General features: G+C 66.6%; 7 protein-coding genes. 4 read left to right on the plus strand and 3 right to left on the minus strand.

All coding sequences use genetic code 11. The features are described 5' to 3' along the window. Together Q9Q40_13680 and Q9Q40_13685 are read right to left on the minus strand one after the other, a co-directional pair. The coding region (locus Q9Q40_13680; GenBank protein MDQ7008269.1) for a DUF6531 domain-containing protein at positions 1 to 5,861 on the minus strand (5,861 nt) is incomplete at its 3' end. A gap of 528 nt (positions 5,862 to 6,389) precedes the next feature. Further along, entirely contained in the window at positions 6,390 to 7,052 is a 663-nt protein-coding gene (locus Q9Q40_13685; protein ID MDQ7008270.1) for an outer membrane beta-barrel protein, read from the minus strand. A 353-nt stretch (positions 7,053 to 7,405) separates the two neighbouring features. On the opposite strand from Q9Q40_13685, the gene Q9Q40_13690 reads away from it, so the two are divergent. From Q9Q40_13690 to Q9Q40_13705, 4 genes are all read left to right on the plus strand, one after another. Beyond that, positions 7,406 to 8,362: a HEAT repeat domain-containing protein gene (locus tag Q9Q40_13690; protein ID MDQ7008271.1), complete on the plus strand. Its 957-nt coding sequence runs from the start codon at positions 7,406 to 7,408 to the stop codon at positions 8,360 to 8,362. Between the two features lie 567 nt (positions 8,363 to 8,929). Continuing rightward, complete coding sequence (locus Q9Q40_13695; GenBank protein ID MDQ7008272.1) at positions 8,930 to 9,358, plus strand: HEAT repeat domain-containing protein; 429 nt, start codon at positions 8,930 to 8,932, stop codon at positions 9,356 to 9,358. Next, positions 9,355 to 10,224, plus strand: coding sequence for a hypothetical protein (locus tag Q9Q40_13700; GenBank protein MDQ7008273.1), 870 nt, complete (start codon positions 9,355 to 9,357; stop codon positions 10,222 to 10,224). Before Q9Q40_13695 ends, Q9Q40_13700 begins: the two co-directional genes overlap by 4 nt. Before the next feature lie 132 nt (positions 10,225 to 10,356). Further along, positions 10,357 to 10,974, plus strand: a complete 618-nt coding sequence (locus tag Q9Q40_13705; GenBank protein MDQ7008274.1) for a hypothetical protein — start codon at positions 10,357 to 10,359, stop codon at positions 10,972 to 10,974. Positions 10,975 to 11,391: 417 nt separating this feature from the next. On the opposite strand, the gene Q9Q40_13710 is transcribed toward Q9Q40_13705, so the two are convergent. After that, positions 11,392 to 13,569 carry a VWA domain-containing protein gene (locus Q9Q40_13710; protein ID MDQ7008275.1) on the minus strand — a complete coding sequence of 726 codons (2,178 nt, stop codon included), beginning with the start codon at positions 13,567 to 13,569 and terminating at the stop codon, positions 11,392 to 11,394. Positions 13,570 to 13,923: the final 354 nt, after the last annotated feature.

Raw genomic sequence — 13,923 nt, forward strand, 5'->3', positions numbered from 1 at the left:
TGGCGCCCGTCCGCCGACTTGAGCACTGTCACGTGCCCGTGGTGGCGCCCGTCCGCCAGCTCGAGCAGCGTCAGATGACCGCCGCCACCACCACCGGCACCACCGCCGGCGGCGATATTCACCGCATGGGCGAGAGCCGCACCGGCCTTGAACTTGGCAACCGCCTTGGCCTTCAACACCGTCACATGGCCACCGCCACCGCCGGCGGCCCTCTTCACCGTATCAGCGAGAGCCTTTCCGGCCTTGAACTTGGCGACCGCCTTGGCCCTGATCCGGAGTGACGCGCCGGTCTGGGGGTTGCGGCCGACGCGGGCGTTCGATCCACTGGCCATCGCGTCGACCAGCTCCGCCTTGTTCATCCTCAGCGAGCTTCCGCCCCCGCCCCCGATCGAGAACTTCATTCCCCTGCGGATGTCGCTCTTCTCGATGCCCCGCAGGAGGGCGAGGGAGTTGACGGAACGGCCCTGGTTGGGATCGTAGAGCGATCCACCAGAGATGTAGGCGCCGCCCCAATCTCCGTCGTGGCTCGAGGCGCGGCTGCCCAGCTCCGGCAGGTAGTCGAGCCCCCGCAACAGCTCGCTCACTCCAAAATCGCTCTCATCGAGCAGCAGACCGACAGCATCGACCTTGGCCGCGTTCGCGGCATCACGGAAGACGGGTACGCCCCCGGCATCGTAGGTCATCCGCTCGAGCACCGTGCCGGCGGCGGTGACCAGCGCCCGCGTGCTGTCCCCCGCATCGAGGAGCAGGTGCTCGGCCGGAGGCATACCGCCACCGAACTCCCGGAGCTGCCACAAAGCAGTGCCCCGCAGCGTGACGGCGACCTGGCGCCGGAGCTGTTCCTTCTCGTCCTGGACCTCGATCACGCTGCTTCCCGAGTAGTAGCGAAGGTACTGGTCGTTGGCCACTCCGGGATTGACGATCGTCCTCAGCATCAGGCGATTGAGGGCATCGTAGCGATAGCGCGCCACGTTCATACCATCGGAGAGCCTGGCTACACGCACCGGACGTCCCAGGGCATCGTAGAAGAGCTGCATATCACCCGTCTTGGTCTGGCTGCCCGACGCGTCATGGGCCAGATTCCTGCCGTCCGCACCCGGCGTGGAGAGATCGTCCAGGAAATCGTCCGGCATCCCGTCGTCGCTGGAGGTTCCGCAGCACTGGTTCTCGTCATAGAGGTTGAGGTTGTTGGGCGTCGCCCCGAAACTCACGCCGTTGCGCGCCATCTCGGGGAAGCTACCCGCCGCATCGAGGGTGAACTCCTGCTCGTCGTCGGGGACCCCCACCGGCATCCCCGCCACATCGAAGAGAGCCTCGGTGGAAGAGGTCATGCGCCCCGCCGAATCGTAGCCGTAGTCCACGCCCCGGCGATCGCTCCCGCTCGCATCGTGGTTCCACCTCTCCGAGATGACGCGACCCGCGCCGTCGTAGTCGTAGTCGAAGCCGGCAAGCACAGTCCCGCCGGAGGACTGGGTCAGGGAGACGACGCGCCGCACGCCGTCGTAGGTCACGTCGGTGGTGAGCGAGCTTCCCGCACTGCGGGAGACGACCCGTTCCATCCCCACATAGGTGAAGTCCACCTGTCCACCGGAGGAGCCGGCATCGGTGACCGAGACGAGGCGTCCCGCCGCGTCGTGACCGTAGCTGACCCGGCGGCCCGAAGGGTAGGTCAGGGCGGTGACCAGGTCGTCGGCCTGGTAGGCGTAGTCGATGGCTCCGAAGGTCCCCAGCCCCGAAAGCCGCTGCTGCTCCTCGACGATCCGGCCGAGCAGATCATAGTGCAGCAGCAGCTCGGCGTCGTCGTCGGGGTTGGTCTCCTCGTTGTTGTCCACTGCGCGAGTCAGGCGATCGAGGCCGTCGTACTCGAAGGTCTGCAGGGTCGTGCCCTCCACCCCCGCACCGCGGGTGATGCTGAGCAGGGTCGGCCGGTGGGCGTTGTCGTAGGTGTAGGCCAGGACCGAGCCGATGGGGTCGGTACGCTGCAGCAGGTTGCCCGCCCGGTCGAAGAGGAATTCTTCGGTGGTCGCGTCGGAGTAGGTCGTCCGGATGCGGCGATCGAGAGCGTCGTACTCGAAGCTGGTGACGTTGCCCCGGGGGTCGGTGGAGCTGACCAGGCGGGAGTTTCCGTCGTAGGCGAACCAGCGATTGATCTCCCCCCCGGGGTTGTGAGGGTTGCTCGTATCCGGCGCGGGAGAGGTCGTACCGTCACCCATGCCGGAGGCGGTGAGAACCTGGGTCCACGAAGTCCGCCGACCGAGGCCGTCGTAGGCGTACCGGGTCACGTTGCCGTGACCGTTGATCGGCACCGATTCTCCAGCGTGAGCCGGCGAGCGGCGCTGGATCGTCTCCATCCCCGCCGGCCCGAGAGGATCGGTCTCGAGGGTCAGATCGTCGAGGGAGTCGTACTCCCGGCGCCAGGCGCGACCGAGGTTGTCGGCGCTCATCGTCTTGCGGGAGAGAGCGTCGTAGAAATAGGTCGTCAGGAACACCTGCGGCGTACCGGTCGATGAATTCAGCTCCGTCTCTTCCAGCTCGATCAGGTTGTCCGCCTCGTCGTAGGTCATCGACCGGGAGCTTCCATCCGGCGAAACCCGCCGGGTGAGACGGTCGAGGCCGTCGTACTCGAAGGTCCACTTGTCGCCGGGCCCCAGATCGGAGGTGACGAAGGTCAGCCGAGAGGCGGCATCGTACTCGAGGATCGCGTTGACCATGCCGTCCCCGGGAACGAGGGCCCCCTCGGCCGTCTCGACCGGCCGCCCGGTAACGGCGCCGGCCGGCATGCCGAGCAGGCGGTCGACGCCGATCCGCCGGCCCAGCTCGTCGTAGAGCATCTGGGTATCGGAGAGAGTGACATTGGCCGAGCCGGAGCGGTCGGTCGGACTGGCGCCGCCCACGGCGCCCTGGACCAACTGGCGGACCATGTTGGACGCCGGATCGTAGAAGAACTCCGCCGCGCCGCCGACCTCGTCGATCCACCGTACCGCACGGTCGATGCCGTCGTATTCGAACTCCACCACCTCACCGAGAGGATCCGTCGTGCGCACGAGGCTGCCGTTGCCGTCGTAGTCGAAGGTCGTCGTCGCGGCGTCGGCGCTGCCCGCCCCCTCGATGGAGCGATAGAGCAGGTCGCGCTCGTCCCACTCCCACTGGACCTCGTTCCCCTCTGGGAAGATCAACCGGCTGCGGTTGCCGTTGCCGTCGTAGCGAAGCTGAAACGAGAGAGTCGCACCGGGAACGGAAGAGCGCACCATCTCCACGGGGCGGTCGAGGATGTCGTAGGTCCAGCTCGTGTCGATCCAGCCACCGAACCCGCGCGTGTCCCCCCGGTCCTCCATCTGCCGGCGGACGAGGTTGTCGGCGGCGTCGTATTCGAAGCGGACCTTGTAGGACGGGGCGGTCAGCCCGCTCTCGCCGAAACCGGTCGCAGGATCGCCGTCGGGGCCGGACTTGTCGGCGGTCGCCGCACCTCGGCGCACCTCGACCAGCTGGTCGAGTGAGTTGTAGATCTGCCTGGTGAGCACGCCGCGACCATCGATGACGTCGGTCAGGTGGCCGAGCGTGTCGTACCGGCGGCTCTCCAGCTGTGTGCCGTCGCGGCTTTCGGTGTGCAGGAAGCCACCGTCGAGGGCGTCGAGAACCCGGCCGTCGGGGGGAGGAGGCGTCGGGTTGCCATCGCCATCCGGATCGCTCTCGGGGTAGTAGACCAGGCTGATCTCCACCCCCACCGGGTCGATCTCCGCGACGAGCTGGCCGAGGTCGTTGTGCCGCCACAGCGTGACGACCTCCTGCTGGGCGTCGCCCTCGAGTCCCGCCTGGTTGCTCTTCGGATCGAGCTGCACCACCGGTTCGTCGAGGCGGACGGCGTGGCCGGCGATCTGGTCCGTGCGGCCGTCGCCGTTGAGATCCCCGAGAGCGGTCTCGGTGGCGCCGAGAGAGATGCCCCACTCCGAGAGGTAGGCGTCGAGTCCGGTGACCGCGGGATCACCCTCCTGGTAGTCGTAGCGCCAGGTGGTCGTGTAGCGCGCCGCCGACCACGAGCCTCCGTTCTGGGGCCTGTAAGTCGGGTCGTTGCCCCTCGCATCGACGTGGGTCGCCACCTGGTTGTAGACCGGCTCGTAGGTGAAGGTCTCGACCAGGTCGGACTGATCCCCGCCGTGGCCGTCGCCACGCACGGGATCCGCCACGAGACGCACCTCGAGCAGGTTACCCTGGCGGTAGCGGTCGCTCCCCGCCGAGTCGTAGGTCCGCAGGATGCTGCCGCCCACCGGAAGATCGGTCTGGAGCAGGAGACCCTCTTCGTTGTACCGCATCTCGGTCGTAAAGGTCGGCGGATCACCCGGCCGAACCCCCCGGGTATGCAGGACGTGGGTCAGCTCGTGGCCCCGCGCGTTGTGGACATGCTCCTCCTGGTTGCCGTTGGGATCGGTGATCCGCGCACGCCGGCGCTCGAGATCCGTGAGATCGGGATCGGCCCCGGGGTTCAACGGCTCGTAGCTGAAGCTCACCGCGCCCCCTGCGGGCACCCCGGAGGCCCCCGTCCCCCCCACGTCCTGGAGGACCACACGGTCGAAGGTCAGGCTGCCGGCGGGTACGTCGTCGGGGTCGGAGGAGTAGGTGTTGCTCAACCAGACCTGCCCGAGAGGGTCGGTGATCGTTCGCAGGTTGTGGTTGAGCCTCGCATCGGCAAAACCCGTGGTGTAGCTGTAGGTCGTCGTCTTTCCTGCGAGGAAGTCGTTGCCGTTGGGAGTTCCGGTGACGACGGGAGAGCGTACGGAGGTCAGGTTGCCCTCGCCGTCGTAGCCGTACTCGACACGGCGGCCACCGAAATCGGTGACCGCGACGATACGTCCGTTGGTGTCGTACTCGTAACGAATCTCCCGTCCGAGCGAATCGACGACGGTCGTCAACAGGCCCTGGTGGTCGTAGAGGTAGCTGATCCGTCCTCCGGAGGAGTTCTCCCTGGTCTCGATATCACCCTGGGTGCTGGTCCCATCGATAGGGTGAAAACGAAGGACGGTGCCATCGGGCTCCCGCAGGGCGTAGCTGCCGTCCGCCTTGGCGTGCAGCACGCCGAACTCCCCGGGAGGTGAGATGAAACCGGTCGGACCGGAGGTGAAGGTCTCGCAGCGGCCGCCGCCGTCGCAGAGCAGCACGTCGCCGCCTCCGCCATCCCGCAGGTGGACGCTGTCGGCGAAGAACCAGCCGTGGCCGAGGGGCCCGTCCCACTCCACCTGGCTGCGATAGGTCCGGAACATTCCCCAGTCTAGCCCTCGTCCCGGGACGAAGAGATCGACATCCGTGACGATCAGCTCACCCGTGGAGGCGACCACACCGGCGACGACGGCCTTCCTCTGCGGATCCCAGCCCCTGACCACAACGTCGGCGTTCTGACGGGCCAGAGCCCCGTCCTCGACGCCATCGGCCGCAACGCCGTTGGAGGTCGGAGGGAAGATCTTTCGCGCGGGAATGCAGGCGGTATCCGGCAGACGGTCGCCGGCCTCCCCGGCACCCAGGCCCCCTTCTCCGTCCGCATCGAAACCAGAGACCAGGTAGGTGAAGGCTGCCCCGGGAGAGGGAACATCCGGCACCGGGGTCGAGGTCCCCTGCACCGAGCCGGTACGGCACGCGCCGTAGCTGCCGGGAAGTCCCGCGGCGTCGCCCCGGTAGACGTGGTAGCCGGCGGCCCCCGCCTCCGCATCCCAGGCGAGAGTCTGAGCATCGTCGAGGCGGACCCCCCTCACCTCCCCCACCTGGGCCGCAGCGGTCCCCATCGCCGCAGTCAGGATGCAGAGGACCACGAGCCGCGCCTGGGCTCGCAGAACCGGAAGGGAGTATCCACTGGAGTTCGCCGGGATCGCCATACGAGAGTCTCCTTCGGGTAACGCCACCATCGTGTGAGGCGAGAGAGAGTCACCTCCTGTGACACGGCACCGCGCCTCCGCGAGACGCTGTTCCGTAACTAGCGGGAACAGACACGCGGCCGCCGGGTTTTCACGACCGCGCCCGCTTTTTCCCCGGCCGGGTCGCCCGACCGGGAGCGCTCGCCCACCTGTCAGCCCCCGGATACTCCGCCCGGCAGGCCCTCTCCTCGGGGCGTCTGTGATGCACCCCCCTGACGCTAAGTAAGCAGCCAATCAGGTAAGCCATACGTCGCCCCGGCTTCCGTGTCAAGCCGTAAAATATTGAATAATCAGTAGCTTTCGAGGCCTCGAAGAACCGGCCTGCTCTGCCAACCCCCCCGGGGCGGCCGCGAGTGCGGCGGCTCTTCCGAAATCAAGCGCGCCCAGGGCATCGGACGCTGCCGGATGGAGACGAGAGTGAGGGCATGTCCGCAGGGGAGAGGCCGATTCGCCGTATCGATCGCCCCCCCGCCAGTTCGTGTCGAGCCTTCAGAACTCGTAGAGCACGGCGGCCGTGACCGCGGTCACGGAGTCGCCGTCGTCATCGACCTTGGTCTTGCCCACTTCGGCGCGCAGCACGATGTCGTTCCGGTTGCCCGGGTCGTACTCGGCGCCGACACCGTAGACCGCGTCGGTCCCGCTGTTCCTGTCGACGGAGGTTCCGGAAGGCTCGGTGAAGGTCTCGGTCGTCTCCCAGCCGAGAATCCCGAGTCGGGCGAAGAGCGTCCAGCGCTCGCTGACGGGCAGGAACCCGAGCGCCGATACCATCCAGCCGTCGCTCTCGAAGCGGGTTCCCACCGCGCCCTCCGCCCATGAGTCGCCACTCTCGGAAACAGCGGTGAAACCGGTCTCACCGAGATCGGTGTAGCTGCCTTCGAGGGCGAAGTTCGGGTTGAACCGGTAACCGAACATCACCTGCCACCCCGTGTCCGAGGTGTCGGAGTTGATGTTGCTCAACGAACCGTCGTCGTTGGCATCGACAAAGTCGTCGTTGGAGACGCTGCCCACACCAACTCCGACGTGGCAGATCGGCCCATCCTGGGCCAGCGCCGCCGCCGGCACGATCAACCCCAGCGTTGCAAAACCACGCGTCCACTTTCCCGCCTCGAGCTGGCGTAGAGGTGGGTTCTCGCCCAGATAGCGGATCTCCACCGCTGGTCCGGGAACTTAACCGCCCGTGAACTCTGGAACCAGATGGATACCTGCCGTCATTCGCCAGATACAGCCCATCAACAGTCGTTCCCGGAGAATCCAGAGCCTAGTTTCTGCAACTGCGGAGTATACTCTGGCTGCCCTGATCGGCTGCCTTCCGGCGGGAGGACAACGTCCGAAAGAGGAAGGCGGCCTGGAGGCGCCGGTGGCCTGGTTCCGTCGTCGGAGTCGAGACAGCCGCTCACCGCGTGCGGTGAGCCGGGGAAACGTCCGGATGCTCGGAGATCCGCAGGCTCAGCGCTCAGCGGCGACGTCGAGCGGTAGAGTCGCCCGTTGCTGCTGGCGCCGAGGTCCTGCCTGATCTGCGCCGGGCCGCGAGGAGCCGCAACCCGACCCGCCGGCGCGAGGCCGTCAGAGCCCTGGGTTGCATCGGCGGACCCGACGTCGTCGACGCCCTCGAGGCCGCAGCTCGCGATCCTGACCCGTGGGTGCGCCAAGTGGCGGTCGGGGCCTTGCGCGTTCTCGCTCCCGCGCAATCGACCGACCTGCTGATCGATTTGCTGACCGAGCACCACTCAGGCGGGTTCAACGTCATCGATGAGCGCATCGCCCGCGATGCGACCGCGGGACTCGTCGCCATCGGCAGTGGCGCCGTCCCTCCCCTGGTCAGGTCCATGGCCGATGCCTCCGAACCGGCACGCGATCACATCGCTGCGTTGCTCGGCGAGATCGGAGATCCTGCCGCCGCCACCCCGCTGATCGAAACTCTCGATAGACAATATCGCCACGACCCCGCCCCCTCCGTCAACCATCTGAGTGCCGCGGTGGCCCTGGTGCGTATCGGAAGGCCTGCCGTCGGCGCCCTGATCAAAGCCCTCGAGGCAGCTTCCTCGCCTGATCACGCCCGGGCCGACATTGCCGGCGTCCTCGGCGAGATCGCCGATCCCCGTGCAGTCGAGTCACTGATCCGCATCGGCGCTGGCACCACCCTCGCCGGTAGCGACCGCCTCTTTCTCGAGGCCCTCGGCAAGATCGCCGATCCCGCTGCTGCGGACTTTCTCGTCGCCGCTGTCCACGACGCAGCCCGGAGCTGGGAGACCAGGATCCGTGCCGCCACCGCCCTCGGCAGAATCGGACAGACGAGCGCCGTCACCGAGATGCTGCGCCTGCTCGAGAGTTTGATCGAGCACTTCACGACTCAGGCGGCCGGCAGCCTTCTCCCTCAGGCTCTCGTGCTGACCGAATTCCTCTCCGTCCTCGCCAGGCTGTCCACGCCCGCCCGAGCCCGGCCTCTGATGCACATGCTGTGACGCGCCCGTGGAGATCTGTGCACGCTGCTCGGTCAGACCATCGCCGCCATCGGCGCCCCGGCGGAAGAGCCCCTGATCGAAACCCTCGCCGACGCCACACTGACCTGGGACGTACGGGCCGGTGCAGCCATCGCTCTGAGTGGAAGCGGCGGGAAGAGGAGCCGCGAGGCGATCATCGCCCTGGCCTCGACCGCCGAAGCCAGCAGCGGCCACGACCCAGCCGCGCATCAGGCGTGGATCGCCGCGGCAAGAGCGCTCTGGGACCTCGGGGGAGACGCGGCGGAGAGCTGGTTCACCGCGGCCCTGGCCCGCGCCGCACCGGAGCGGCAGGCCGACCTCTGCCGCATCCTGGGCGAGGCGGCCACTACCCGTGCCGTACCGCTGCTGATTCCCCTCCTCGGGCAGCCGCAGGCGCATCCGGCGCGCCGCCTGGCGATCCGGTATCTGGGAACGATCGGGGACGCGTCCGCCGTCGACCCGCTGCTGGAGACGCTGGAGGGCGAGAGGCGGGAGCCTGCGACGATCGTCGAAGCGCTGGCCCGCATCGGCGACGCCCGATCCGCGGCGGTGGCCCTCTCCCGCGTGCCGGAATGCGACATTGCGGATCCCGAGACGCTGGGCAAGACCCTCTCCGGATTCGGCGCGGCGGGGGTCGAGCCTCTGCTCGATCTCCTGCAGCAGGGCAGCGAGCACAGCCGCATCGCGGCCGCCGCGGCCTTGGCCCGCATCGCAGACGTGCGTACCCGGGAGGCGATGATCGCCAGTCTCGAGGATCCCTCTCCCACAGTCAGGCGCCAGGCCGCCACGGCACTCGGGCGGATCGGGGACATCCACGCCCTCGATGCCCTGTGGGACGCTCTAGCTCGGCCGGAGGATCCCCTCCGGCGCGAACACAGCGCGATGCAGACGGCCATCCTCGCGATCGAGGACCGACTGGCCGCTGAGAGCCCTGCGAAGCGAAAGATCCCCGCAACCCCTGAAGGGGAGGCGCCATGAACCTCGTTCGAAAGATCGCTCTTCTCTCTTTTCTGCTGTTGACCGCCTCCCTTGCCGCCCTGACCACCGGTTGCCGCAGGGCGAGCGAAACCGGGGCCCCCGAGCCGACCGGCGAGAAGGTCGAGGGCGTGATCGAAGTCCATACCGTATCCGAGTACGTGGAAGACGAAGCGGGAGGCGGCCGCGTCGTACAGCAGACGCGCTGGACACTCAACGCGAGCGACCATGTCTACGACCTCCTTTTTTCGCCAGACCTCGAGGTCGAACTCTCCGCCCTGGCCGGCGAAAAACCCGGCACGGCAGTGACCCTCGAAGGGGGGCGCAGGGTCGAGCTACGACCCTGGGCGCTGTACCGCGCATGGGGAACGATCCGCGAACAAGGCCAGACCCTCCAGGACGCAACCCGAGGATCGCTGCCCTACGACGTTCTGCTCGTCGAGTTTCTCGAGTACGTCGGCCCGGCTCCAGCCGCTCCCAACGACGTGCTGCTCTCGGCGATCTACAACAACGATCCCGAGCAGGCTCTCGAGGCGCTGCGCGACGGCGCCGATCTCAGTGGTGAGAAATGGCTGCGTCCCCCCCTTCAAATGGCGGCGACATGGGGAGGTCCGGAAGTGATCCAGGTACTCATCGAGAACGCCACAGCCGATCAGGCAGCGTGGGCATTGCCGACCATGCTCGAAGAGGCGATCGTCAAGCGGGCTCCGGGCGACGCCGATGACCTGGCAGTGATCTCCCTTCTTCTCGATACAGCAGCGCCGGGTGGAATCCCCGACGCCACGTTGCAGCGGGCGTGGGAGGACGCCGCCGACTGGCCCGGATGCCGCGAACTTCTCGAGCGTCACGGCGCGCGGCCCCACCGCTGAAGCACGAGACGACCGCCCTCTCCTCGGTTTTCAGCAACCACCGCATTGACAGCGGAGGAGGGGGGGGGGGTATTTTCATGACGTGCATCCCGGATATCTGACGCAACTTGAACACGCGCAAAGGAGATTCAGATGCGAAAGTATCTCGCTGCGCTTGCGTTCCTGGTCTTCGGCTTGCTCATCTACAGCCACGCAAGCACATGCAAAGACATCGACTGCTGCTGGGCCAATTTCACTAGCAGGATCGACGACTGCGGGGATCGATACGGTCCTCCCGGGAACAACGCTCCCCCAGAGGATCCGGAAAAGAAGGAAGTTCGCATGGCCCAGCTCAAGGCATGTCTGGAAGGCGCCGTCGCCGAGCTTGTATCCTGTGTGGGCTCGATCTACCAGAACACTCATGGCCTGAACGACGGTTCGCCGATCTACACCACCGGCTCGTTCGGATCCCCGGAGGTCTACAGCTACGAGGTCTACGTCCCCACAGGGTCGGAAGGGACATGGCAACTCCAGATCGCCAACGGCCTCGGCGCCTACCAAGGCTCGACGCCCAATCTTCTCGCCCGCGTGGCGGGCAAGGTCGAGGTGAATGGAGTAACCGTACTGGATGACGGCGTCTGGACGGGAAGCACACAGAGGATCCTGAAGGCCGTGACTCTCGCTCCTGGGGTCAACACCGTCACCTTCGAGGTCTACCAGGCCGACGACTCCGATTTCGGCGAGTTCTACCCGCTGCTCTACCGGGAGTAGCAGCGCGTTCCGGGGTGCACGGGGGGGGGGTGAGTCATCTCACCCTCCTTTTTTCGGGTCCTCAGCAGAATCTGTGGGTGAAGCAAGGGTAATTATGCAGGTTGCGGCTCGAGTTCGTGCTGGTTCGCGACGAACGTGACTCGTCGATCGTGGCGCAGTCGGTCCCCAGTGTGTCGCGGGCATCGAATACGGGCTCGACCGGCACCGTGTGAGAGATTCGGCATGCGCCAAGCCGCGAACGCCTTCTTCCAGCGACCCACAACCCGCGAGATGGCGCCCTTCGACAGGTGTTTCTCATCAGGAAGAGGGCTCAAAACCTCCCCGACTCGCCGGCTGTCCGAGACGGTCAAGTTCACCACGAGCCACAACCGGTCTGAGCCGGACGATCTGCTGGCGCTGATCGAGTGAAGGGGCGCTTCAGTGGCTGTCGAGGATTCCGGCGAGTGTCCGCTCAGCACGGCTCAGATCCGCGCTCGGCCAGCGGAGCACTGCGGCTTGTTCCGGGCAGATGAGCGCTCCCTCGGCGATCTCTTCCCGCACGCTTTCCACCATCTCCCTGAGGCTGTTCGCCTTTTTTCGATGCCACAGTTTTCGCAGCATCGCCCCCGGGGGATCTTTCTCTACCTGGCAGGCAACAAGACCGGCAACAACCTGCTCGAGCATTTCCTGATAGACGAAGGCCCGCATCTGCTCGAGGGCCCGCCGCGCTCCACGGTCCGCCGCCGCCAGCACCGGCCGGTGACCGTGCTCCGCCATGCGAGCCAGGGCCTCGAGCCCCGTGAAGGGATCGACTCCGTAGTGCCGGCCCCACAGCAGTCCGGCCCGCGCCACCTGCGCCGACACCTCGGCGCTCGCCCGCCGGAAGGCGAGCCACCGCTCGGCGCTGCCCGGCTCCACCAGACCGTGCTTTTCGCAGAGCCTGCAAAGCAGGTAGACGATGGCGGCCTCCTGCACCTCGTCGCCGGCCTTCCGGGCCCGGCGGGCCTCTCGGCGCGCCGCCTCGAACTGCTGGACGAAACCCTGGGCGTGTCGCAGTAACCCGGCCCTACGCTCCTCGTCCTGGCTATGCTCCGCAGACCGGCGTACGCGAGCCACATAGGCCTCGACAATCGACTCCAACCCCTCGAGCTGCACCCGCGAAGCCCGCGCGTGGGACAGAGCGATGGCCTCCACCATCTTCCCCGCCTTCCCCCTGCGCACGATCTCGGGGAGCTGATCCTTCATCGCTTCGAGGTATTCCATCCGCGCTTCCGGAGGAATCCCTTCCTTCCGCAAAACCCTCAAGGCCCGCCCCACGAAGGGCTCCCTCCTCAAGGCATGGTCCGGATGGCGTACGCTGAGGTCCGGATGCTCTGCGGCAAGAGCCTCGGTGGGACGGATTCGTACCACTCCGCCGCTGTGCACCCGACGCCGGAAGCGCGCGGCCTCCCGCTTCCAGACCGCTCCACCCATCCCCGGCTCCCAGTCCGGCCCGAACCTGACTCGGTAAGTTGCAAAGGCCGATTGCAGGATCCGCTCCGTCAACAGGGGAGGCAAGGTGGCTCTCCCTCGGCGCAGCAGTACCGCATCGATCAGCTCGCCTCCTGTGTTACGAATCACGTTGGCGGCGCTTCCGCCTTTGCCCCTGAATGAAGGACGACTAGGCAGCCGAATCCCATGAACCACTATTCCCGCCCCATGCGCTTTCTCGATGACCCCCTGATCGCAGGGAGAACCCTCGAAGTCGCTGACGAGAACCCCAATCGGAAGAACCCGTCGGGCCTTTGCGCTCGTCGCCGCTCTTGCAGCGAGGGCGTCGATGAGGGTTTCTGCAGCCAAGCCCACGTGCGTTACACCTGCTGTACGATCGATCGGCAGCGATGAAAGCTCGGAGAGAACTCCCTCGTAGTCCCGCACGAAGCCCGGTGTCAGGGATAAGACGTCTCCTGAAAACTGCCACCCTGCAACCTCCAGTGCGATGCCCTGCGCGCCATAGTCACGCAGCGACTCACCCAGCCCCCGAAGGGCTGCTCGCACGTTGGCGTTCCCATCCGTACTTCCCGAGTTGTCAACGGCGATCCCGATCACCACCCTCGCCGGGGGCGAGAGTCTCTCGACATCGTAGATGTCACAAGGCAGTCCACTGACCGAGCAGGAGAGAACCTCGCCGATCCGCCCCTCGTACACCTGTTGCTCCTCGAGGGCTCCCCCTCCGGCCGGACGTTGCGGCAACAGCCGCGACCACGTCTCCTCGGGCCCGAGCAACTGAACGTCGATCTGCTCAACCCCCCGCCGCACGTCCACGTCCGGCGGACCGTCGTTCTCGGTTTTCACGCTGGCACTGACGATCTCCTTTCCTTCCCGATCGATGGCCCGCACCCTGATCGTCCGGCTCTCGAGAGAGGAGCCCAGGGAAAGGTGACAGGTATGGACGAACCCAACCCCTGAGGTCTCCGCCTCGACGTAGCACTCCTCCTCACGCAGAACTTGCTCGGGCAGAACCCCCGTCCGGTATTTCCCAGTAATCTTGTATTCGCCCGGGGACATCCCCAGCACACGAAAGGATAGATAGTTCTCCCCCCTCCAGAGATCTCCCGGCTGCGGATGGAGGATCACGATCCGCGCACTTCTCGCCCCTTCGCCGGAATCGGCTGCCCCCGAGTGCCGGGCCTGGACACTTTCTTCACTAGGGAACGACGGCACCCCTGCAACCTCGCCGCTCTCGGGCCCGCCCGTCAACCGGCGCCCATCAAGAAAACCCTCTTGCCGGTCAACCTGTAGCGAGGAAGCGGCCAAGGAGGCCACTAGCAGAAGCCGACAGAGGATAGAGCCGACCGCCGTTACCAGACACGGGCGAACTCGCCCCACTCGAAAGACAGTACTGGCCGTTCCACTCCCCTGCATCACCAGCCCCTTCGAGTATCCAGCATGCCATCTGAGAAGCGCAGAGACCAGAGCACGCCCCGGCCC

The organism is Acidobacteriota bacterium (assembly GCA_030949985.1).
In the GTDB taxonomy this organism is placed as follows: Bacteria; Acidobacteriota; Polarisedimenticolia; order J045; family J045; genus JALTMS01.

Coding starts and splice junctions, on each gene's coding strand:
- Q9Q40_13700 (MDQ7008273.1), top strand. CDS start 9,355: ATGAACCTCGTTCGAAAGATCGCTCTTCTCTCTTTTCTGCTGTTGACC.
- Q9Q40_13705 (MDQ7008274.1), top strand. CDS start 10,357: ATGCGAAAGTATCTCGCTGCGCTTGCGTTCCTGGTCTTCGGCTTGCTC.